This window comes from Campylobacter concisus (genome assembly GCF_003048375.1).
Taxonomy (GTDB): Bacteria; Campylobacterota; Campylobacteria; order Campylobacterales; family Campylobacteraceae; genus Campylobacter_A; species Campylobacter_A concisus_T.
The window spans coordinates 1,406,919-1,430,057 of record NZ_CP021642.1 but is presented as its reverse complement, the minus strand read 5'-3'; the positions used below and the strand labels follow the sequence as shown (position 1 = coordinate 1,430,057).

Genomic DNA, 23,139 nt, shown 5'->3' with positions numbered 1-23,139 from the left:
CTTGATAAAACTTTGTGTTTTTGACTTTGACTCTACGATAATGGACGGCGAGACGATTGATATCCTCGCCGCCGCTAATAACGCCAGCGATGAGGTGGCTAGCATAACTAAGCATTCGATGAACGGCGAACTTGATTTTTTTGAAAGTCTTACAGCAAGAGTAAAATTTTTAAAAGGAATGCCACTTTCAAAAGCAGATGAAATTTGTAAAAATTTACCCATCATGCCAGGGGCTAGCGAGCTTATAGCAGCTCTAAAGCAAAAGGATATAAAAGTCGTGGTCTTTAGTGGCGGTTTTCACATCGCAACTGATAAGATGCAAGAAAAACTTAAATTTGATGCAAATTTTGCAAATATCTTGCACCACAAAGATGGAATTTTAACAGGTGAAGTTGGCGGAGAGATGATGTTTGGTAGCTCAAAAGGCGAGATGATAGATCGCTTAAAGGGGCTATTAAATTTAGATAAAAGTGAGATCATGTGCGTTGGAGACGGAGCCAATGACGTATCTATGTTTAGAAAATGTGATCTAAAAATTGCCTTTTGTGCGAAAGAAATTTTAAAAAAAGAGGCGACGCATTGCGTGGATGTCAAGGATCTGCGTGAAATTTTAAAATATATAAGGTGAAAAAATGTATGACAATGAAGCTAAATTTTCTCTTTGGTGTGACTTTATAGAGAGAGATTTTTTACAAAACGAATTCAACTCTTTATTAGAAAAAGGCGTTATAAACGGAGCTACAAGCAACCCAGCTATCTTTAAAACAGCTTTTGCATCACCTGCTTATAAACAGATCATACAAAATAGCAACAAGCGTCACCCAAAAGATCTTTATGAAATTTTAGCGACCCAAGATATCAAGATCGCCGCATGTAAAATGCTAAAAAACTACGCAAATGGCGATGATGGCTTTGTTAGCATTGAGGTTGATCCAAATTTAAGTGGCGAAACAGCTTCTACGATAGAAGAGGGCATTAGGCTTCACAACCTTATTTCAATGCCAAATGTCATGATAAAAATTCCAGCTACAAAAGAGGGTTATGAAGCGATGAGCGCGCTTATGGCAAGAGGCATCAGCGTAAATGCGACGCTCATTTTCTCGCCTGATCAGGCTAAAAACTGCCTAGAGGCTTTTAAAGAGGGTAGCAAAGCTTATGCAAGCCGCTTTGTGGATACGACGATGCCAAAAGGTGTGATCAGCGTTTTTGTTAGTAGATTTGATAGAAAGCTTGATGAGACAATGGCTGCAAAGAGCTTGCCAACTGGGCAGATCGGCATAATGAACGCTGCAAATATCTATCATATCATTGAGGATTTTGGCTTAGAAAACGTAAGGACACTTTTTGCAAGCACTGGCGTAAAAGGTGGTGGCTTAAGAGGGGATTATTACGTTAGAGAACTAATGTATAAAAACTCTATAAACACAGCTCCGATAGATACGATAAAAGAATTTATAAAAGAAAAAGCTGAGGCAAAAAATGCCCCTAACAAAGAGAATATCTCAAGCTTTTTTCACATCATAAAAAATAATGAGATCGATATAAATGCTACTTATAAAGAGCTTTTAAACGACGGCTTAAAGCAGTTTGTTGCAGCATTTGACGACATTATGAAATCGCTTTAATGACCAAAAAAGACCTAGACTCATATCTGTGCTCTTTAGTGGATAAAGGCGGCAGCGATCTTCATCTAAAGTCTGCAAGCCTTGTTTATGGCAGATTTAATGGTGAGATCATGCCACTTAGCGAAGAAAATTTAGACCCAAGTGACGCAGTAGCTATCGCAAATGAGCTTTTGGGGGCTAAATTTGATGAGTTTATGGATAAAAAAGATATAGATTTTTCTTATAAACTAAATGACGAGTACTGCTTTCGTGTAAATATGTTTTTGCAGATAAATGGAATTTCTGCTGTCTTTCGTGTCACACCAACGAAAATTCCAACCATAAAAGATTTAAATTTACCAAGCGTGATAGAAAAAATTTGCACTGAGACCACTCGTGGCATCATCCTAGTGACTGGCCCAACTGGAAGTGGCAAGACGACAACGCTTGCAAGTATGATAAATTTCATCAACCAGACAAAAAGATCACATATCGTGACTATCGAAGATCCGATCGAATACGTATTTAACGACGATAAAAGTATAATCAACCAGCGCTCTATCGGGGCAGATGCGCTAAATTTCTCAGATGCGCTAAGGGCTTCGCTTAGAGAAGATCCTGACATCATTTTGGTTGGTGAAATGAGAGATCTTGAGACCATTGAGACTGCCATTAGAGCTGCTGAGACTGGACACTTGGTGCTTTCGACACTTCACACGCTTGATGCAAAAGAGAGCGTAAATAGAATAGTAAATAGCTTCCCACAAGGCGAGCGAGATAAAGTCAGTCTTATGTTCTCTTCAGTGCTTGCTTGCGTCATCTCACAAAGGCTAGTTAAGACGCTTTTTGGCACTAGACGCCCAGCAGTCGAGATCATGAGAAAAAATACCCGCATAAAAGAGCTCATATCTGAAGAGAAATTTGACGAGATCGATCTTGCCATAGCTGAGTCAAAAAATACTTACGGCATGCAAACTTTTGATCAGCACCTGCTTGAGCTTTATGAAAATAAGATAATTAGTGCCGAAGTAGCACTTGACAATGCTAGCAATAGGGGCGATTTGCAGCTTAAGATAAAAAGCTCAAATGTGGCAGGTTTTAGCTTTGAAAATGGTGTAAATTTTGGCAAACCTCAAAGCAAACAAGATCAACCTGAAGTGATCGCGCTTAAAGAAATTTAATAAGCTTTATGTGAAATTTATAAAGCATTAGATAAAATCAGCACCTATTTTTTATGAAAGGAAAACGATGTTAGAAGGAATCGTTAGAGAGAGTATCGGTAAGAAGTCTGCGAAGGCTTTGAGAAGAGATGGTTATCTAATCGCCAACATTTATGGCAAGGGATTAGAGAATGTTGCAGCTGCTTTTAAAGTCAATGACTTTATCAAAGAAGCACGCAAAAAAGAGAGCCTTGCTTTTGATGTAAAAGTAGGCGGAAAAGTTTATAATGTCGTTATTGTTGATTACCAAAGAGATGTTGTTACAAGCGATCTTAAACACGTAGATCTAAAGGTAGCACTTCCAGGCGTTTTATCAAAATATATGATCCCAGTTAAGCCAGTTGGAACACCTATTGGTCTTAAAAATAAGGGTGTTTTGATCCAGTCAAAAAGACGTCTTTGCGTAAAATGCACGGCTGAAAATTTACCAAATTCATTTGACGTTGATGTAAGCAAACTTGACATTGATGATACGATTTTGGTTCGTGATATCACAGCTCCTAAAGGCGTTACTATCATTGACGCTGACCGTGTTGCGGTACTTGGAGTTATTAAAGCTAAATAAAAAGGGCTTTTGTGACACTAATAGCGGGGCTGGGAAATCCTGGCCCCAAATACGAAAACACTAGACACAACATAGGCTTTATGCTTATAGACCTCCTAAAAGACTCAAATTTCAAAGATGTTAGCTCAGCCAAATTTCAAGGCGAAGTTTTTAAATTTAACGACATTATCTTGCTAAAACCAACGACCTTTATGAACCTCTCAGGTCAAAGTGTTAAAGCGGTAAAAGACTTTTATAAACCAGATAGGATAATCGTCATCCACGATGATCTTGACCTTATTTTTGGCGCGGTTAAATTTAAAAAAGGCGGCAGTAGCGGCGGACACAACGGCATAAAATCGATCGATAATCTAATAGGCAACGACTACGAAAGGGTGCGCGTCGGTATCGGACATGAGGGTGATGCTAAAAATTTTGTCCTTGGCGAGTTTAGCGACGAGGAGAAAAAGGCTTTAGATGAAATTTTAGCCTATACAAAAAATGCAGTTTGCGAGCTACTAAAGAGCGACATCAACGAAATTTCACAAAAATTTACGGTAAAAAAAGGTCTTATCAAATGAAACTATACGCCAGATACGTTGGCTGGGTCTATATAAAATCTTTTCTTATCGTATTTTTAGCGCTTGAGCTATTTTATGTTGGCATTGATCTGCTTACAAATTTAAAAGATCTGCCGCCATCTGCCAACCTTCAGCTACTCTACGTAGGCCTTACTGCGCTAAGTGCCATTAGCTACGTTTTACCACTTTCACTCATTTTTGCGCTAATAATTTTGCATGTAAATATGGTTAGATCAAACGAGCTAATCAGCTTTTATGCTCTTGGCATCAGTAAAAACAAGCTCATTTTGCCGCCATTTCTCATCGCGCTTTTTGTGACGATTTTTTACGTTGGGCTAAATTTTACGCCATTTGCTTATGCGCATGACTATCAAAAAAGTATCGCTAAAAACACCGCTTTTTCAAAAAGTACAAACGACTCATTTTTGAAATTTGAAGGCAAATTTATCTATATAAAAGAGCTAAATTCAGCCAAGCAAAGAGCAAATGACGTGAGAATTTTTGACATTAATGGCACTGACTTGCTCTCAACAACTTTTGCCGACCACGCTAAATTTAAAGACAATGAGTGGGTTTTAGAAGATGTAAATCAGACCTTTTTGCCTCAAAGCTTAGAGCTTGGCGAAAATGGCTTTAGCAAGGTAAAAAGCGAAAATTTAGATGCGTTAAGAGGCTTTAAGCCAAAGAGCATCGAGAGTGCTGCAAGCGTTGAAAACTCGAAATTTAACATACCTGATGCGATAAATTTTATAAAGACATTTAAAAACGAAGGTATAGGGCTTGATAGCGCAAGGACTGCATTTTATAACCTTGCCATCACGCCATTTTTTGCGCCATTTTTATTGCTTATTTTCTACTATCATTTGCCAGTAACTGGCAGGTTTTTTAACCTCGCACTCTCAACGTTTATCTTTGTCGTCATAACACTCGTAGTTTGGGGACTTCTCTTTATCTTAACCAAATTTGCTCAAACCTCTGTCATCTTGCCAGAGATCGGCATGGTTCTCCCTGTTATTTTGCTTTTTGCATACGCCACTTATCTCATAAAATCGCATCGTTAAGCCAAATTTTGGCAACTTTTTTGTAAAATCAAGCCATTTTAAAAAAGGCTATTTTATGGATTTTAAAGAGCTTGCAAGCAAATACAAAACCCCACTTTACGTTTATGATTTTAACTACATTAAAGAGCGCTATGAGGCGCTAAAAAACGCATTTTACGCTAGAAAATCTCTGGTTTGCTACGCTGTAAAAGCAAACTCAAATTTAAGTGTTTTAAAATTTCTGGCTGATCTTGGAGCTGGATTTGACTGCGTGAGCATCGGCGAGGTCAAAAGAGCGCTTCTTGCAGGCGCTAAGAGATATCAGATCATCTTTAGCGGCGTTGGCAAGAGCGATGAAGAGCTAAAAGAGGCTTTAGAAAATGAAATTTTGCTGATAAATGTTGAGAGTTTTGCCGAACTTTTAAGGCTTGAAGATATCGCAAAAGGGTTAAACTTAAAAGCAAGGATCAGCATCAGGGTAAATCCTGGCGTCGATGCAAAAACTCACCCATATATCTCGACAGGGCTAAATGAAAACAAATTTGGCGTCGATGCGCAGACAGCTAAAAAGATGTATATCCACGCTAAAGCATCAGAGTTTCTTGAGCCAACTGGCATACACTTTCACATCGGCTCGCAGCTAACTTCACTAAGCCCGATAATAGACGCTGCAAAGATCGTAAGCGAGCTTTTAAGAGAGCTAAGAGCGCTTGAGATTGATATCAAATTCTTTGACGTTGGTGGCGGACTTGGCATCATCTATAACGACGAAAAAGAGATAAATTTATACGACTACGCACAAGGAATTTTAGGCGCACTAAAGGGTCAAGATGTGACCATCGTTTGCGAGCCAGGACGCTTCATCGTGGGCAATGCTGGCTACTTTGTAGCAAGCGTTTTATATGAAAAATTTAATGGCAAAAAGAGATTTGTCATCACTGATGGCGCGATGAATGATCTTATAAGACCAAGCCTTTATGGCGCGCATCACAAAATTTTTGTCGATGGCAAGGATGAAAATTTAGGCACTTGCGATGTGGTCGGTCCTGTTTGTGAAAGCGGCGACTTTTTAGCAAAAGATATCAATCTGCCAGAGTGTGAAAGTGGCGATGTCATCGTTGTTAAAGGGGCTGGAGCTTATGGATTTAGCATGAGCTCAAACTACAACACAAGAAACAGAGCCGCTGAAGTTTGCGTACTTGATGGCAAAGATAGGCTGATAAGAAGACGTGAGAGCTTCGAGGACGTCGTGGCACCTGAGATTGAGTTTTTGGAGAGCGCTGATGCAAGAGCTAAATGAGCTTAGAAAAGAGATCGATAGTATCGATGATCTCATCTTAAATAAACTAAATGAGAGGATGAAGCTTGTTGAGCAGATCGGCAAGCTAAAGCAAACTACTGGGACGCCTATATATCGCCCTGAGCGCGAGCGAGCTATCATAAACCGCTTAACTAGCCTTAGCAAAGATAAAGCCTTAAATAAGGCTGCGATAGAGGCCATCTATCTTGAAATTTTTGCTGTTAGTAGAAATTTAGAGATGCCTCAAAAGATCGTCTATCTAGGGCCTGAGGGCACTTATACGCATCAAGCGGCGCAAAGTAGATTTGGTGCGATGAGTGCCTATCTGCCACTTGCTACGATCGAGGCAGTTTTTACAAAGCTAGCTCAAAAAGAGGCAAAATACGGCGTTGTGCCTATCGAAAACAACACTGAAGGCGCTGTTGGAGCTACGCTTGATTGTTTGAGTAAATTTGATGATATAAAGATAGTGGCAGAGCTCTACGTAGATATCCACCACAGCTTTGTTAGCATAAATGAAAATTTAAAAGAGATAAAGCGAATTTACTCGCATCCGCAAGGCTACAACCAGTGCCGTAAATTTTTAGAAGATCACTTGCTAAATGAGGTCGAATTTGTCCCAGCCAAATCAACCGCAGCAGCTGCATATATGGCATCTATGGATAGAGAATCAGCTGCCATTTGCTCAAAAATCGCAGCTAAAATTTACAACGTGCCAATCGTCTATGAAACGATCGAAGATAATATGGCAAACAGAACGAGATTTCTCATTCTTAGTGATTTTAAAAACGCCAAGGTTGAAAACTCAAAAACTTCGATCCTAGCAAAGACTGATCACAGTCCAGGACGCCTTGCTGATCTGCTTTCTATCTTTAAAAATGAAAATATCAATATCACAAAACTTGAGTCACGCCCTATCAAACAGCGCGAATTTAAGTCAATTTTTTACCTTGACTTTGAAGGGCATATCGACGATGAGAAGGTGCAAAACGCCTTTGAACTCGCAAAAGAGAGCGGCGCTGAGATAACTTGGCTTGGAAGCTATTTAAACGGAGAAGAGTAATGAAATTTAATGACTTTTTAGATGATCTAGTAAATTACGAGGCTGGAAAGCCGATTGAGCTTGTAGTTAGAGAGTTTGGCATCGATGCAAAAGATGTGATAAAACTAGCGAGCAATGAAAACCCTTTTGGCACAAGCAAACGCGTAGAAGAGGCGCTAAAAGAGGTCGCTAAAAACGCACATCTTTATCCAGATGATAGCTACTTTGAGCTAAAAGAGGGGCTGGCTAAGAAATTTGGTGTAACTAGCAAAAATTTAATCATCGGCTCTGGAAGCGACCAGATCATAGAGTTTGCACTGCACGCAAAGGCGAACAAACAAAGTGGCGTTTTGATGGCTGGCGTGACATTTGCGATGTATGAAATTTATGCAAAACAAACAGGGGCTAAAATTTACCGCACAAAGAGCGTGGAGCATAATTTAAGCGAGTTTTTAGAAATTTATAACGCACACAAAGATGAAATTTCTGTCATCTTTCTTTGCTTGCCAAACAACCCTTTGGGAGAGTGCATCGATGCCGATGAGGTCTATAAATTTATAAAAAACATTGATGAAAACACGCTTGTGGTGCTTGATTGTGCTTACAACGAATTTGCTAAATTTAAAGATAGCAAAAAAGAGATAAAGCCAAGCGAGGTGGTGAAATTTAAAAATGCCATCTATCTTGGCACTTTCTCAAAGGCCTACGCACTTGGCGGCATGCGCGTGGGATACGGCGTGGCAAATGAAGAGATCATAGGCGCTCTTTCAAAGCTAAGAGCTCCATTTAACATCACAACTCCAAGCCTAAGAGCAGCGATAGTAGCGCTTGGGGATGATGAATTTGTGCAAAAAACTATGCAAAACAACTTCGAGCAGATGAAGAGATATGAGGATTTTGCAAAGCAAAATGGCATCGAGTTTATCCCAAGCTATACAAATTTCATCACTTTTAAATTTAACGAGCCAAAATCAAGCCAGATATGCGAAAAGATGCTAAAAAAAGGTATAATTTTACGAGATTTAAAAAGCTACGCCTTAAATGCGGTGAGAATAACCATCGGCCAAGCGTGGCAAAACGATAGAGTTTTTGAAGAATTAAAGCAAATTTTAAAGTAGGGATATGGATTTTAAGGCATTACTTCATCAAATAAGTCAAATTTACCAAAAGCTTTCGCTAAAGCAAAAGATCGTCGCAGGTGGCTCGATCGTCCTTGTTGTGGCGTTTTTGGTATTTTTAACGCTTTACAAAAGTAAAAGTGATAGCTTTGCAGGATATAGCGTCCTTTTTGAAAACATCAGCCCAAGCGACTCAGCGCTAATAGTCGATCAGCTAAATAAAGATGGCGTGAAATATAAGCTCGCAAATGAGGGCACGATCCTAGTGCCAACTAGCGACGTTTATAAAGAGAGGATCGCGGTTGCAACACTTGGCATACCAAAAGAGAGCAAGATCGGCTTTGAAATTTTTGACAAGCAAGAATTTGGCGCAACAGACGCCGAGCAAAGGGTTAAATTTCAAAGAGCGCTTGAGGGCGAGCTAGCTAGAACGATAGAGAGTCTATCGTCTATCCAAAAAGCGACCGTAAGAATAGCCATACCAAAAGAGAGCGTCTTTACTGAAAGGCAAGCACTGCCGACCGCTTCTATCGTCGTTGAGCTAAAGCCAGGCGTTAGTCTAAATGCGAAGCAAATTTTTGGCATTAAAAACCTAGTCGCCGCCTCTGTTACAAATTTAAGCACAGAAAATGTCAAGATAGTAAATCAAGACGGCGTCGCACTTGGTGATGAGGATGGAGAGTTTGATAGTGATGCCATAGCTCAGCAGATCCGCTATAAGCGCGAGTTTGAAAATAATTACGAGCAAAAGATCGTAAATGTCCTAGCTCCTATCGTGGGCGGGGCAGATAAGGTCGTAGCAAAGGTAAATATCGACTTTGACTTTGATAAAAAAGATACAAAAAGTGAGGTTTATGACCCAAATAACGTTGTAAGAAGCGAGAGCAACATCGAAGAAAAGCGTCAAGGCTCAGCTCCAAATGAAGTGGGCGGCGTACCAGGTGCGGTTAGCAACATAGGACCTGTTCAAGGTCTTGATGATAGCACTTTAAAAGAGCAGTACAACAAAAGCTCGCAGCAGACAAACTACGAAATTTCAAAGAAAGTGACAAATGTCAAAGGGCAGTTTGCTAGCATAAACAGAGTGAGCGCAGCTGTCGTTATAGACGGACTTTATCAAAGCAAAAAGGATAAAGACGGCAAACCAACTGGCGAGCTTGAATTTGCCCCGCTTACTAAAGAGCAAAGAGAATCAATCACAAATTTAATCAAGCAATCAATCGGCTACAATCAAAATAGAGGCGATGAGGTAAGCTTAGATAACTTCGAGTTTAAAACTGGCAAAGATGTCAGCACTGGCGAGAAGATGGATGGCTTTATGAACAACTACGTGATGCCTTTCTTGCCGTTACTAAAATACATCTTTGCAGCACTGCTACTTTACATCTTCTACAAAAAAGTCATCGTGCCATTTATGCAAAAGATGCTTGAAGAGACGAAAGAAGAAGAGGAGCAAGCCCAGGACGATCTTGAAGATATCGAGGTGGATGCTGAAGATACGCTTGAGAAATTTAAAGCCGCTCGCAAGAAAGTCGAGGAACAGCTTGGTCTTAGCGGTGAATTTAACGAGGACGAGCTAAAATACGATGTCCTTCTTGAAAAGATGAAGATAATAGTCACTGAACGAAGCGAGGAAATTTCAAATTTACTCCAAGATATGGTTAAAAACGATAGTGACTTTAACATGCGTAAGGAAATTTGATGTCTATAAAACTAACCGATAAGCAAAAGATGATATATGACGATCTTTCGATGCCAGAAAAGATCGCTATTTTACTAATACAGCTTGGCGAAGAGGCGACGGCTCTTATATTTTCTCACATGGATGTTGATGTCATCACCGAAATTTCAGGCTATATAGCGACTGCAAAAAATATAGACAAACAAGTAGCAGGCGCCATTTTGGAAGAATTTTATGCTCTAATGCAGTCAAATCAATATATGAGAAGCGGCGGCTTGGAGTATGCAAAAGAAATTTTATACCGCACATTTGGTCCAGAGGCTGCTCAGAAAATTTTAGACAAGCTTGCTAAAAGCATGGAAAACTCAAAGAGCTTTGGCTATCTTGATAAGATAAAGCCACAGCAACTCGCAGACTTCATCGTAAAAGAGCACCCTCAAACTATCGCGCTAATCCTAGCCCACATGGACTCAACAAGTGCCGCAGAGACGCTAAGCTTCTTCTCAGATGAGCTAAGAAGCGAGGTAGTAATCAGGATGGCAAACCTAGGCGAGATCAGCCCATCAGTGATCAAGCGTGTCTCAACCGTGCTTGAGGGCAAACTAGAAAGCCTCACATCTTACAAGGTTGAGGTTGGTGGCCCAAGAGCTGTGGCAGAAGTGCTAAACAGACTTGGTCAAAAAGCTAGCAAAAGCACGATCGAGCGTATCGAGCAAAGTGACGATAAGCTTGCTACAACGATCAAAGAGCTTATGTTTACATTTGAAGATATTATCAACCTTAACGCAACTGCGATTAGAGAAATTCTCAAAAATGTCGATAAAAAAGACCTTATGGTTGCATTTAAGGGTTCAAGCGATGGCATTAAAGATAAATTTTTATCAAATATGTCTCAGCGTGCAGCCGAAGCCTTTAAAGAGGAGATGCAATACCTTGGCGCTGTTCGTGTAAAAGATGTTGAAGAGGCGCAAAGACGCATCGTTGAGGTCGTCCAAGGTCTAGCTGATCAAGGCGTCTTCCAAGTTGGCGAAGCAGATGAGATGATAGAATGAAAAGTAGCGTAATAACAAGTGAGACCTCGCCGGCTCACTTTATAGAAAATTATAGATTTAAGGTGCTTGGGAGCAATGAAAGAGCCCAAGATAGCGCACCTGTTTTGATAGAAGAGAACAACCTTAGTGAAGAGCTAAATGAGCAAAATTTAGAGCAAGGTGGTGAAAATTTTACGCCGCAAAGCCAGCCAGTTCACCAAATGCAACCAAACATGCAAAATCACTTTGTGCCTCAGTCTCAAAACAGTCAAGCTCACCAGCCTGGATTTGACTCGAGTTTTGTCGAGGAGCTGCTTAAAAAGACAGATGAGCTAAGTAGCAATATCATCAAGCTTCAAATGCAAATAGAAAATCAAGAGAGTGAATTTGCAAAGCGCCTTGAAGCTGAGACCATCCGTGCAAAAGAGGATGGCAAAAACGAAGGCATCGCTCAAATAAACGCTGCAAACGAGGCAAAGATAAAAGAGCTTGAGGCTAAATTTAGCGCTTCAGCTGCAAAGCTAGATGAGCAGTACATTAAATTTGATGAGTTTTTGAAAAAGAGCGAGGAAGAGCTTGGGCAAACTGCGATAAAGATCGCCAAAGAGGTGATAGAAAAAGAGGTTTCAAGCGCATCTAGCCAGATCGCTCATCACCTAGCAAATTCGCTTATAAAAGAGTTAAGCGACGTAAAAAATATAGAAATTCGTGTTAATCCAGAAGATAGCGACTATCTAAAAGAGCAATTTGGTAAAAATGAACGCGTAAAAGTAAGTGCTGATGACGCCATAAGCAAAGGTGGCGTGGTGATAATAAGCGAGGGCGGAAACATCGATGCGACGATGCAAACAAGGCTTGAGAAGCTAAAAATGCTGGTAAATAATGAATAAAGACGTTAAAAGCCTAAATGTCGATGAGTTAAACGCGCTTTGCCACGACATCAGAGATAAAATTCTATCCACCGTTAGTAAAAACGGCGGCCATCTTAGCTCAAACATCGGCGCAGTCGAGATCATCGTTGCGATGCATAAAATTTTTGACGTCACAAAAGATCCGTTTATCTTTGACGTGAGCCACCAAAGCTACGCACACAAGCTACTAACTGGGCGCTGGGACAAATTTGATACGCTTAGAAAATTTAACGGCATCAGTGGCTACACAAAGCCAAGCGAGAGCAAATTTGACTATTTTGTAGCAGGACATAGCTCAACATCCATATCGCTTGCAGTTGGCGCTGCAAAGGCGATCAAACTAAAAAATGAAGAGCGCTTGCCAGTAGCTGTCATAGGCGACGGCTCACTAAGTGGAGGCATGGCGTATGAGGCGCTAAATGAGCTTGGGGATAGAAAATATCCTTGCGTCATCATCCTAAACGACAACGAAATGAGCATAAGTAAGCCAATAGGCGCACTTAGTAAGTATCTAAGCCAGATGATGGCTGGGCAGTTTTATCAAAAATTTAAAGGCAGGGTTGAGCGCTTTTTAAGCTATATGCCAGACTCTGCAGCCTATATGGCTAGACGCATGGAGGAGGGCATCAGGCTCATCACTCCTGGCATGTTTTTTGAAGAGCTTGGACTTGAGTACATAGGCCCAGTCGATGGACACGACCTTTCAGCGCTTCTTAGCACATTTGAAACAGCTAAAAACATGAAAAAACCAGTCATCGTACACGTACAGACGCTAAAGGGCAAAGGATATGAATTTGCCGAGGGTTACTATGAAAATTGGCACGGAGTTGGGCCATTTGATCTAAAAAGTGGCGAATTTATAAAAAGACAGTCAAACAAGTCAGCCACGGCGATCTTTAGCGAGCAGCTTTTAAAGATGGCAAGAGAGCATAGCGACATCGTTGGCGTAACGGCTGCGATGCCAACAGGCACTGGCATGGACGCCTTGATACATGAGTTTCCAGACCGCTTTTGGGACGTGGCGATAGCCGAGCAGCACGCAGTTACCTCGATGTCAGCCATGGCAAAAGAGGGCTTTAAGCCATTTGTCGCGATATACTCGACCTTTATGCAAAGAGCATACGATCAGGTCATTCACGATGCTTCTATATTAAATTTAAACATCACTTTTGCGATGGATAGAGCGGGCATCGTGGGTGAGGACGGCGAAACACATCAGGGCGCTTTTGATATCAGCTTCTTAAACGCTGTGCCAAACATGGTTCTTTTTGCTCCAAGGTGCGAAGAGAGCATGAAAAATGTTATGGAATTTGCCTACTCTTACAAGGGTGTTAGTGCGTTTAGATATCCGCGTGGGGCGTTTATCTTAAGAGATGAGTTTAAAGCCAAACCGCTAGAGTTTGGCAAGGGTGAAATTTTGGCTGACGCAAAGAGTGAGACCGCATTTTTAGGCTATGGCAACGGCGTTGGCAGGGCAAATTTGGTTAGAAATTTACTAGCTGGCAAGCTTGAAGCTATCCTTGTTGATCTAGTCTTTGTAAAGCCGCTTGATAGAGAGCTTTTGCTGGGTCTTGCAAAACGCGCCAAAAAGTGGTATATCTTTAGTGATAGCGCTAAAAAAGGCGGTGTTGGCGAGATCGTAAGTGCGTTTTTACAAGAAAATGGCATATCAAATGTAAGCGTTGTTAGCTTTGAATATGACGATAAATTTATCCAGCATGGCTCGACAGCTGAGGTCGAAAAGAGCCTTGGCATAAGCGCTGAGCAAATTACCCAAAAATTACTAGAGAATAATTAATATCATTTAATAAAGAAACGTTTAATATTACTTTTGCTAGCATAAAGCAAAAATTTGTATAGGGGAAAATTATGCAATATGTATCGTTGCTAAAACAGTCTGGGCTTAAAGTAACGCCGCAGCGTCTTAGCGTTTTGAGAATTCTTGATCGTCACACACATCCAACGATCGATGAGCTTTATGATGAAATTTTGAAAGAAAATCCATCAGTTTCGCTCGCAACAGTCTATAAAAACCTAAACACTCTAAAAGACGAGGGGTTAGTGGTTGAAGTAAATATCGTCAATCAAAAGGCGAGATACGACATTTACGAGCATCCACACATCCACGTGGTTTGCGAAAACTGCGGTAGCGTCGAGGATATGAGCTATGATGACTCAGAGCTTGGCAAATACCAAGAAGCGCTTGAAAAAAAGATCGGTAACATCATCGAGCGCCTAAATATCGTTGCTAGCGTAAAAAGCTGTAAACACTGCCGATAAGGCAAAATTTATGTTGCATTATGCAACATAAATTTTTATTTTTCTTCATAAAACACTTCAAACAAGCCTGAAATTAGCTTTTTCTCATTATTTTAAGCACTAACTCGCTAAAATAAACAAAAAATTTCGGAGAAAAATGTGGGTTTGGAGATAGAGCGTAAATTTTTACTCAAAAATTCTCAAATTCTAGATTTTCTAAAAGAGGCTGGAGTAGTTTTTAAGCACCTTGAAATTTCTCAGTTTTACACCAAGATCACGCAAAATGAAGAGATCCGCTTCAGAAGCGAAGAGGATAAATTTATAAAAACGATCAAGGTTGGCAAAGATCTTATAAGAGAAGAAAACGAGGAATTTTGCGAAAAGGCGGAGTTTAAAAAGGCTCTAAAAAACCGCATCGGGCATGTCATCACAAAAGATAGATACATTTTTCGGCTAAACAACAATCCCTGCAACATCGATGTTTTTAAAGATAGCTTAAATGGACTTTGCACGTTCGAAATCGAATTTAGTGATGAAAACGAGGCTGTCTATTTTAAGTTGCCACCATTTTTGGAGCAGTTTTGCCAAGCTGATGTCACCTGCGATAAAAGATATAAAAACAAATTTCTTGCCATTCACGCAAACGAAAATGAACAAATCGACTATAAAAGAGCCTACAATGTCTTTAAAAACAAAGAAATTTCGCCAAATTTTGCTGCAAATTTAAAAAGTGGCGAGGCGCTTAGAGCTTTGTTTTTAAACATCTTTAAAGAGATAAAGAGGCTAAAGAGCGACTATCTGCAAGATCACGACGAAGAAATTTTGCACAACCTGCGAGTAAATTTAAGAAAAGTTAGATCGCTACTTAAAATTTTTAACGGCGTTTTTGATGAAAAAGTGACGCTCTTTTTTGGAGAGAATTTTAAAATTTTGGCAAACTCAACCAACAAAAAGCGAGACTTAGACATATTTTTAGGCTTTTTAAGTGAGCAAAAGCATGCAAATGAGCTAATTTACTTTGTGCAAAAGGCTCTAAATTTAGAGTATGAAAACGTTAAAAGCTATCTTAGCGATGAGGAAAACTACGCATTTTTAAAAGAGTGGGAGATATTTTTAAACGAGGGCGAGTTTTATAGATCAAAGCTCTTTGACGTAAGCCTTTCGCGACTTGGCTCGTTTAAGCTAAGAACGCTTCTAGTTTTGGCACAAAAGAGGCTAAAAAGCCTAGATCAAGACTGCCCAAACGAGAGCTTTCACAAGATCAGGATCGAGCTTAAAAAGGTGAGATACACTTACGAGTTTTTGAGTGAGATTTTTTATTTTGACGGGCTTAAAAAGTATGAAGAGCGGCTAAAAGATATGCAAGAGATCTTTGGTGCGCTTCAAGACTATGATGTCTGGCTTGGCATCTTAGAGCGCTTGCCAGAGGCTGCTGGTAAAGAAAAACTTGAGAGTAAAATCTACAAACAAATTTACAAAACCAGAGAAGAGATACTAAAAAAACGGCTTAAATTTATAAAAGCAACTCGCAAGATCTCGCGAAATTTAAAAATTTACTACATATAAAGGTCTAAAATTTATGCAAAAACAAGAAAAAATAGTTGATATGTTTAACCAGATCGCTCCGACTTACGACGTCGCAAACAGGGTGCTAAGCCTTGGCGTGGATGTGAGTTGGAGGAAATTTGCTTGCAGATATATGCTAGAAATTTTTAAAAATAAAAGCATAAATATCGTGGATGTGGCTTGTGGCACTGGCGATATGATGGGGCTTTGGAGTGAAATTTCAAAAGAATTTGGCGTAGAGGTGAAAAGCCTTACTGGCATCGATCCATCAAGTGGCATGCTAAAAGAGGCGAGGGCGAAATTTCCAAATTTTAAATTTATAGAGGCCTACGCTGACAATACAACGCTTGCAAGCGGCGAGGCTCAAATTTTAAGTATAAGCTACGGCATAAGAAACGTGGTCGAGCGAAAGGCTGCGCTTAGGGAGTTTAACAGGGTCTTGGCTGATGGCGGATACGTCGTCGTGCTTGAATTTACCAAACGCCAGAAAAAGGGCTTTATAACTGCGCTAAGAGATTTTTACCTAAGTAAAATTTTGCCAAGTATCGGCGGCTTTATCTCGAAAAACAAAGAGGCATACGAGTATCTGCCAAGCTCGATCGAAAATTTCTTAGACGCAAAGAGTTTTTGCGACGAGCTAGTTGAAGCTGGCTTTGAGATAGAGCTTTGCAAGGGCTTTAGCATGGATATCTCGACGCTATTTATCGCTAAAAAGGTCAAAGAGATCAATGCTTAGCGTATCTGAGCTAAACGAAAAAGCAAAGGCACTGCTTGAAGCGACACTTGACTACGTCGAGGTAAGTGGCGAAATTTCGCGCCTTACTAAGCACGCCTCTGGGCACTGGTACTTCACGCTAAAGGATGAAAAGTCAAGTATCTCAGCTGTGATGTACCGCATGAATAACCAAAAGGTGAAATTCCTGCCAAAAGAGGGTTTGAAGGTCAAAATTTATGGCAAAGTGACCATCTATTCGCCAAGTGGGTCGTATCAGCTAGTGGCTAGCGCGATGCTGCCTGATGGCGAGGGCGAGCTTGAGCTTGCGTTTAGACAGCTTAAAGAAAAGCTCGAAAATGAGGGGCTTTTTGACATCAGCGCAAAAAAAGAGATACCAAATTTACCTAAGAAAATAGCCCTTGTCACAAGCGCCACTTCAGCTGCACTTCAGGATATGCTAAAGGTAGTAAAGAGCCGCTGGAGGCTAAGTGAAATTTATATATTTGACGCACTAACACAGGGCGAAAGTGCTCCAAGCTCGCTTATAAAAGCCTTGCGCAGAGCCGATAAATACGGCGTTGATGTGATCGTTTTAGCTAGAGGAGGCGGCAGCAAAGAGGATCTTTGGTGCTTTAACGACGAGGGCTTAGCTCGCGAAATTTACGCTACAAAAACGCCAGTCATAAGCGCTATCGGACATGAGATCGACTATGTTATAAGTGACTTTGTAGCAGACCGCAGATCGCTTACGCCAAGTGCAGCCATGCTTGATCTGTTGCCTGATGAAGAGGCGTTTTTCCAGTATCTTGATAGGCTCAGCGACGATCTTGATAGCGCATTAAATTTAAAGATCACAAAGAAGCAAAATCTGCTAAATTTACTACTTTCTAAATTTTCATCAAACGCCCTAAAAGCTAGGATCGAGCTAAAATTTAGTGAGGTGGCAAACAAGCAAAATGCCCTAACAAACGCCGTGCAAAGAAAGCTCTTGCTTCTTAGCTCAGCTCTTGGCTCGCTTGAGAAGGCTTATGAGATGAGGGAGCTCTTTTTTGAGAGCACAAAGGGGCTTATCGAGGTTAGAAAAGATGGCAAGAGGGCTGATCTTAGGGATTTAAATTTGAATGATGAGATCGAGCTTATCTCGCAAAACACACATAAAAAAGCAATTATCAAGGAGTAAAAATGAGTAGAAAAATCAACTTTAGCGCAGGCCCAAGCGCGATACCATTAGATGTTTTAGAGCACGCAAAGGCCGAATTTACCGACTACAGAGGCGAGGGCTACTCGATCATGGAGATCAGCCACAGAAGCAAGACCTTTGAGGAGATCCACTTTGGAGCGATGGAGAAGATAAGAAAGCTTTACGGCATCGGCGATGAGTATGAAATTTTATTTTTGCAAGGCGGCGCACACTTGCAATTTAGCATGATACCGATGAATTTATATCAAGGTGGCAGGGCCGAGTATGCAAACACTGGCGTTTGGACAAACAAAGCCATCAAAGAGGCAAAAGTACTTGGCGTAAATGTGGATGTCGTCGCAAGCAGCGAGGATGAAAATTTCTCTTACATACCTGAGTTTAAATTTAGCGATGACGCCGACTACGCCTACATCTGCTCAAATAACACGATTTATGGCACGCAGTATAAGGCTATGCCAAAGACCAAATCGCCCCTTGTTGTCGATGCTTCGAGCGATTTTTTTGCTAGACCGCTTGATTTTAGCAGTATCGGCTTGCTCTACGGCGGCGCTCAGAAAAATGCAGGCCCAAGCGGCGTGACTATCGTCATTTTAAGAAAAGACCTAGTTGATCGCGTGAGTAGCCAAAATGTCCCTATGTTTTTGCGCTACAAAACGCACGTAGAGGCAAACTCACTTTACAACACACCGCCAACTTTTGGAATTTATCTCTTAAATTTAACCATGCAGCACCTGCTAGATCTTGGCGGACTTGCCAAGGTTGAGAAGATAAATGCCAAAAAAGCAAGCACACTTTATGACATCATAGACAGCTCAAATGGCTTTTACGTGGGTCACGCTAAAAAATCAAGCAGGTCAGACATGAACGTGAGCTTTACGATACCAAAAGATCATGCGCTTGAGCCAGTTTTCGTCGAAGAAGCGCTAAAAGAGGGCATGCTAGGGCTAAAAGGTCACAGACATCTTGGCGGCATAAGAGCCTCTATCTATAACGCCGTTAGTCAAAGCGACGTTGAGAAACTTGGCGAGTTCATGAGAGAATTTGCTAGAAAGCACAGCTGATGAACAAGGCAAAAAAAGCTTACGACGAAATTCCTTATTTCTCAGCTGCATTTAGCGACTGCTCGCCCATTAGGATAGAGGCGGTGGCTAAATTTCTTGGGCTAAAGGTGGCAAATTTAAAAGATGCTAGAGTGCTTGAACTTGGCTCATCATACGGCGGCAATATCTTGCCATTTGCAGCTTCTCACAAAGAGGCAAAGGTCGTTGGTATCGACATCTCAAGCCACCAAGTAGAAGAGGGCAACAAGATCGCAAAGAAGATGGGTTTAAAAAATTTCACCCTTCTTGAGCGTGACTTTTTGCACATGAATGAGCACGACATAAAAGAGCTTGGCGAGTTTGACTACATCATCGCTCACGGCGTTTATAGCTGGGTGAGCCCAAACGTAAGAGACGCGCTGCTAGCTACGATAAAAGCGCTACTTAGCAAAGATGGCATCGCCTACGTCTCATATAACACCTACCCAGGCTGGAAGAGCCTTGATATCTTAAGAGACTTCATGCTCTTTGCAAGCGCTGGCAAGGAGAGCAAAGAAGCACTTTCTCACGTCAAAGATGAGCTAAATTTCTTGCAGGATTATTTGAAATTTAGCCTGCAAAACCAAAGCGACGTCGTCTATAAAGATAGTATGAAGCTACTTTTGACACAGCTAAATTTCTTGCAAGGCATCATCGCAAAGGGGAGTGATTATTACATTTTGCACGACTTTTTGGAAGCGAGCAACGAGCCAACTTACTTTCATAAATTTGCTAGGCACATCGATAAACACGGGCTTTGCTACGTCATAGACGCCTCACTAAATGATATCTTTGCAAGCTCGACTGGGATATATCGCTTTGACGCGCACATCGAGCAAAGCTACAACACTCGCATCAAAAAAGAGCAGCTAAACGACTTTTTGTTTAATAGATCTTTTAGAAAGAGTCTCATCGCGCACAAAGAAAGGCTTGGTGGCGCTGATGACTTTGACGCGGTGCTTGGAGAGAGCGAGCTTGATAGGATTTATTTTACCTACTTTAGCGAGCAGCCAAGGACAAAAACGCAAGAAATTTTAAGCAAAGCCTATCCGCAAAGTCTAAATTTAAGTGGAGTAAAGGCCGCACTTGGTGAGAGCGAGGGCGAAGCCTTTATGGGGCTACTTGAAATTTTAAACGATCAAAACACCAAAATTTCATCCTCAAAGCTTGCTGCACTTGCTTATAAGCCTAAAAAAACTAGGCTAAAGCCTAGAGCTGCGGCCTATCTTGGGTATTTTTTGGAGGCTAGCTCACCAGTCATATCTTTGGCAAACGAGCTAAATGGCAAGCTTAGTTTAAGCGTTGAAGAGATCAAGGCTGCATTGAAATTTGACGGCAAGGCCAGCCTTAAAGAGATCGCAAAGAGCGTAAATTTAAGCGAAGATGAGCTAAAAGAGCTTGCTTTTAAACTAAGCGAAGCTTACTTTTTCGAAGAAATTTAAAAAGAGCGTGGCAAATTTAGCCATGCTCTTACTCAAAAAACATATCTTTTAATATCAAACATATCATCGCTATGTAAAAGACCAAAAACCATTTTTTAAGTGTTTTTTTGTCGGTATGTTGCGTCTTTTTGGTGCCAAAGTATGCGCCTATTAGCGAGCCAAGACCTAAAAATGTGCCCTCAGCGTATGAGATGTGACCATTTAGTGAGAGTGAGATGAAGCCAGCAATGGCTGCAAACATAACGAAAAATACACCCATAGAAACGGCTTTTTTAAGCTCATAACGTAAAAAGCCAACCAAGATAGGAGCGATAAAGACGCCTCCGCCGATGCCGATGCTAATGGCAAAAACGCCAACAAAAACGCCAACTAAAAATAGCAAAAAGAGCGAATTATTCGCATTTGAGCCGTCGCTGTTTGGCGAAAAGTATAGTTTTACAAGCGAAAAGACAAATGTCGCAAGTAGCATAGACTCAAGTAAAAGTGCAGGCGCGTGCGATACGATGATGCCACTAAAGCTAGCTCCAACCAAGCCTCCAAGCCCCAAAAAGACGCCACGATTTAGCTTTAAAAGCCCAGCTTTGTAGTTTAGATATGAGCCAAACGTCGCGCTAAAGATCATCTGCATGACGCTTATGCCAATGGCTGTTTTCACGTCGTATCCAAAGGCGACCATGATAGGAACGACGACCGTGCCGCCACCGATGCCAAAAAACCCAGCGATGTAACCAACGCCGATACCGATTATAAATAGTTCTACAAAAAGCATTTTTTCTCCCTCGACTGGCGCAAATTTTAGCCAAGGGGCTCTTAAAAAAATAGTAAAAAGGGGTAAATTTAAAAATTTAGCCAAAATTCTAAAAAGTAAAAGCGAAAATTTTTTATAATCAATAAAAATTTAAAAGGAAAAATATGCTCTTAGAACAACCACTTTTTTATTATGAAGCGATCAGAGAGAAATTTAAAAATAGCTACCTTGCTGAAGACAAGACGCAAACGATAATCGGCATCGACTGCGAATATATCGACGAAAAAGATATGGACTTTTACGGACTTAGAAGCTACTTTGATACTAACCGTAACAGATCACTCGCACCTTTTGCTGGACTTTTTGGCGTCTTTGCATATGACGGCGTGAGATACTTTGAGTATATCGGCGAAGAGAAGGCTAAAAAGTATGAATTTCCAAAATTTATCTACGCTGACGCAAAAGCATATCTGCACTTTGATAAGATGAGTAAAATTTACACTTTTTATGGAGATAAAGAGAGGTATTATGACTTCTTACTAAATTTAAAGGCAGAGCATAAGGGCGAAAAAGATTGTGAGTTTAGCATAAAAACTGATCTTAGTAGCGAAAAGAAACACTTTGAGGATATGGTTGAGGTGGCAAAAGAGTACATAAGAAGTGGCGACGTCTTTCAGGTGGTGCTTGGAGAGCTACTTGAAATTTCAACAAATATGAGCAGTTTGGACTTTTACAAAAAGCTAGCTAACGCAAATCCTAGCCCATATATGTTTCATTTTCCTACGCCTTATGGTGATGTGGTCGGCTCGTCGCCTGAGCTTGTTTTTGAGATGAAAAGCGAGCAAATTTTTGTAGCACCGATCGCAGGCACAAGACCAAGAGGCGGCGATGCAAACGCTGATGTGGCGCTTGAAAATGAGCTACTAAGCGACGAAAAGGAGCTAGCTGAACATAAGATGCTAATCGATCTTGCTAGAAATGATATCGGCAGAGTCTCAGAGCCAAAGAGCGTGGGGGTAAAAAATGCGATGCATATCCAGAAATTTGAAAAAGTGATGCACATCGTGAGCGACGTCTATGGCAAGTGCGCTAGGGAGCTTAACCTTTTTGACGTGCTAGCTAGCATCTTCCCAGCTGGCACGCTAAGTGGTGCGCCAAAAATCAGAGCGATGCAGATAATTAATGAGCTTGAAATTTTTGAGCGAAATATCTATGGCGGGGGCATTGGATTTTTGCATTTTAATGGCGATGCTCAGGTTGCTATCCTTATCCGTTCAGCCATCTTTGTGCCAGCAAAAAACGGCTTTAGCGACGTCTTTGTCGGAGCTGGAGCTGGCATAGTCTATGACTCAAAGAGCGAAAAAGAGTATGCTGAAATTTGCCACAAACGAGCCAGTGTGGTAAATGTCTTTAAAAACAGCGCAAAAGAGGTTTAAATTTGCAAATCAGGAGTTTTCGTGCCAGGGCAAAATTTGATCCTAGCCATAACGATTTTTGTTTTTATGTGTGCATGTTTTATGGCGCATAGGGACAATAAAAAGAATTTGCAAAATAAAGCGAGATAAAATTTATTAAATTTACAAGGTTTAAATCAATCTGCAAAAGCAAATTTTTGTTGTTCGGCTTTAAAAAGAATAACTAATGTCAAGATAAATTTATCATATCTAACGACCATATTTTCGTAGGCACACTAAACGCTAGCAAGATGAAATTTAGCTTTGATGAGCGCATCCAGACAAATGTGGTGGCAAATTTTACGCAAATTTATAAGTATGAAAAAATACACATCAAAAAGGGCGAGCGTCTAGGAATTTCAAGCTTGGCTCAACTATCGTTATACTTAGCGAAAAAGATACGACCAAATTTAACCTCTTTGGAAAATAAAGAGCTAAAATTTACTGAGGCGATCAGGCTTATAAAATAAATACGCTAAGCATTTTATATATTCATATATGAGTTATACTTCAAAATATTATAGGTATGAAGGCTTGTAAAAGATGATGAGCGCGTTATTTTATCTACCAAAATTTCTCTAGGATTAAGATTTGATTGGCTCA

At 40.7% G+C, this 23,139-nt stretch carries 22 protein-coding genes; 21 read left to right on the top strand and 1 reads right to left on the bottom strand.

Annotated elements, in window-relative coordinates; all coding sequences use genetic code 11:
- The first annotated feature begins 1 nt into the window (after window position 1).
- The 19 genes from serB (at window position 2) to CCS77_RS07030 (ending at window position 20,334) form a co-directional block, all read left to right on the top strand.
- Complete coding sequence (gene serB, locus CCS77_RS07120; RefSeq protein WP_107916987.1) at window positions 2–628, top strand: phosphoserine phosphatase SerB; 627 nt, start codon at window positions 2–4, stop codon at window positions 626–628.
- Between the two features lie 4 nt (window positions 629–632).
- Window positions 633–1,625 (top strand): transaldolase, encoded by a 993-nt coding sequence (locus tag CCS77_RS07115; protein ID WP_107916986.1) that lies wholly within the window; start codon window positions 633–635, stop codon window positions 1,623–1,625.
- The gene (locus CCS77_RS07110) at window positions 1,625–2,785 is read left to right on the top strand and encodes a type IV pilus twitching motility protein PilT (RefSeq protein ID WP_103598339.1); all 1,161 of its coding nucleotides are present in this window, start codon (window positions 1,625–1,627) and stop codon (window positions 2,783–2,785) included. The genes CCS77_RS07115 and CCS77_RS07110 overlap by 1 nt, the downstream gene beginning before the upstream one ends.
- Window positions 2,786–2,852: 67 nt before the next feature.
- On the top strand, window positions 2,853–3,389 hold the full coding sequence (locus CCS77_RS07105) for a 50S ribosomal protein L25/general stress protein Ctc (RefSeq protein ID WP_002939542.1): 537 nt from the start codon (window positions 2,853–2,855) through the stop codon (window positions 3,387–3,389).
- A gap of 11 nt (window positions 3,390–3,400) precedes the next feature.
- Window positions 3,401–3,949, top strand: a complete 549-nt coding sequence (gene pth, locus CCS77_RS07100) for an aminoacyl-tRNA hydrolase (protein WP_103610513.1) — start codon at window positions 3,401–3,403, stop codon at window positions 3,947–3,949.
- On the top strand, window positions 3,946–5,010 hold the full coding sequence (locus tag CCS77_RS07095; protein WP_107916985.1) for an LptF/LptG family permease: 1,065 nt from the start codon (window positions 3,946–3,948) through the stop codon (window positions 5,008–5,010). Before pth ends, CCS77_RS07095 begins: the two co-directional genes overlap by 4 nt.
- A gap of 55 nt (window positions 5,011–5,065) precedes the next feature.
- Complete coding sequence (lysA, locus tag CCS77_RS07090; RefSeq protein WP_107916984.1) at window positions 5,066–6,289, top strand: diaminopimelate decarboxylase; 1,224 nt, start codon at window positions 5,066–5,068, stop codon at window positions 6,287–6,289.
- Window positions 6,273–7,352, top strand: coding sequence for a prephenate dehydratase (gene pheA / locus CCS77_RS07085; RefSeq protein WP_021086151.1), 1,080 nt, complete (start codon window positions 6,273–6,275; stop codon window positions 7,350–7,352). Before lysA ends, pheA begins: the two co-directional genes overlap by 17 nt.
- The gene (gene hisC / locus CCS77_RS07080; RefSeq protein ID WP_107916983.1) at window positions 7,352–8,449 is read left to right on the top strand and encodes a histidinol-phosphate transaminase; all 1,098 of its coding nucleotides are present in this window, start codon (window positions 7,352–7,354) and stop codon (window positions 8,447–8,449) included. The genes pheA and hisC overlap by 1 nt, the downstream gene beginning before the upstream one ends.
- A gap of 4 nt (window positions 8,450–8,453) precedes the next feature.
- The gene (gene fliF / locus CCS77_RS07075) at window positions 8,454–10,151 is read left to right on the top strand and encodes a flagellar basal-body MS-ring/collar protein FliF (protein ID WP_107916982.1); all 1,698 of its coding nucleotides are present in this window, start codon (window positions 8,454–8,456) and stop codon (window positions 10,149–10,151) included.
- Window positions 10,151–11,182, top strand: coding sequence for a flagellar motor switch protein FliG (gene fliG / locus CCS77_RS07070; RefSeq protein WP_012001435.1), 1,032 nt, complete (start codon window positions 10,151–10,153; stop codon window positions 11,180–11,182). The genes fliF and fliG overlap by 1 nt, the downstream gene beginning before the upstream one ends.
- A complete protein-coding gene (fliH, locus tag CCS77_RS07065) occupies window positions 11,179–12,051 on the top strand; it encodes a flagellar assembly protein FliH (RefSeq protein WP_107916981.1) in 873 nt (290 codons plus the stop codon). The genes fliG and fliH overlap by 4 nt, the downstream gene beginning before the upstream one ends.
- Entirely contained in the window at window positions 12,044–13,870 is a 1,827-nt protein-coding gene (dxs, locus tag CCS77_RS07060) for a 1-deoxy-D-xylulose-5-phosphate synthase (protein WP_107916980.1), read from the top strand. The genes fliH and dxs overlap by 8 nt, the downstream gene beginning before the upstream one ends.
- Before the next feature lie 71 nt (window positions 13,871–13,941).
- Window positions 13,942–14,352: a Fur family transcriptional regulator gene (locus CCS77_RS07055; RefSeq protein WP_009294652.1), complete on the top strand. Its 411-nt coding sequence runs from the start codon at window positions 13,942–13,944 to the stop codon at window positions 14,350–14,352.
- 138 nt (window positions 14,353–14,490) lie between these two features.
- The gene (locus CCS77_RS07050; protein WP_236635257.1) at window positions 14,491–15,897 is read left to right on the top strand and encodes a CHAD domain-containing protein; all 1,407 of its coding nucleotides are present in this window, start codon (window positions 14,491–14,493) and stop codon (window positions 15,895–15,897) included.
- A gap of 13 nt (window positions 15,898–15,910) precedes the next feature.
- Window positions 15,911–16,633 (top strand): bifunctional demethylmenaquinone methyltransferase/2-methoxy-6-polyprenyl-1,4-benzoquinol methylase UbiE, encoded by a 723-nt coding sequence (ubiE, locus tag CCS77_RS07045; protein WP_021086011.1) that lies wholly within the window; start codon window positions 15,911–15,913, stop codon window positions 16,631–16,633.
- Window positions 16,626–17,792 (top strand): exodeoxyribonuclease VII large subunit, encoded by a 1,167-nt coding sequence (gene xseA / locus CCS77_RS07040; RefSeq protein ID WP_107916979.1) that lies wholly within the window; start codon window positions 16,626–16,628, stop codon window positions 17,790–17,792. The genes ubiE and xseA overlap by 8 nt, the downstream gene beginning before the upstream one ends.
- Window positions 17,793–17,794: 2 nt before the next feature.
- Window positions 17,795–18,874, top strand: a complete 1,080-nt coding sequence (serC, locus tag CCS77_RS07035; protein WP_107916978.1) for a phosphoserine transaminase — start codon at window positions 17,795–17,797, stop codon at window positions 18,872–18,874.
- Window positions 18,874–20,334: a class I SAM-dependent methyltransferase gene (locus tag CCS77_RS07030; RefSeq protein WP_107916977.1), complete on the top strand. Its 1,461-nt coding sequence runs from the start codon at window positions 18,874–18,876 to the stop codon at window positions 20,332–20,334. The genes serC and CCS77_RS07030 overlap by 1 nt, the downstream gene beginning before the upstream one ends.
- A gap of 28 nt (window positions 20,335–20,362) precedes the next feature.
- Here the strand turns inward: CCS77_RS07030 and CCS77_RS07025 are convergent, their stop codons facing one another.
- Window positions 20,363–21,103, bottom strand: coding sequence for a sulfite exporter TauE/SafE family protein (locus CCS77_RS07025; protein WP_107916976.1), 741 nt, complete (start codon window positions 21,101–21,103; stop codon window positions 20,363–20,365).
- 143 nt (window positions 21,104–21,246) lie between these two features.
- On the opposite strand from CCS77_RS07025, the gene CCS77_RS07020 reads away from it, so the two are divergent.
- Both CCS77_RS07020 and CCS77_RS07015 read left to right on the top strand, forming a co-directional pair.
- Entirely contained in the window at window positions 21,247–22,518 is a 1,272-nt protein-coding gene (locus tag CCS77_RS07020; protein WP_107916975.1) for an anthranilate synthase component I family protein, read from the top strand.
- A gap of 269 nt (window positions 22,519–22,787) precedes the next feature.
- On the top strand, window positions 22,788–23,006 hold the full coding sequence (locus CCS77_RS07015; RefSeq protein ID WP_236635256.1) for a hypothetical protein: 219 nt from the start codon (window positions 22,788–22,790) through the stop codon (window positions 23,004–23,006).
- The last annotated feature ends 133 nt before the right edge of the window (window positions 23,007–23,139 follow it).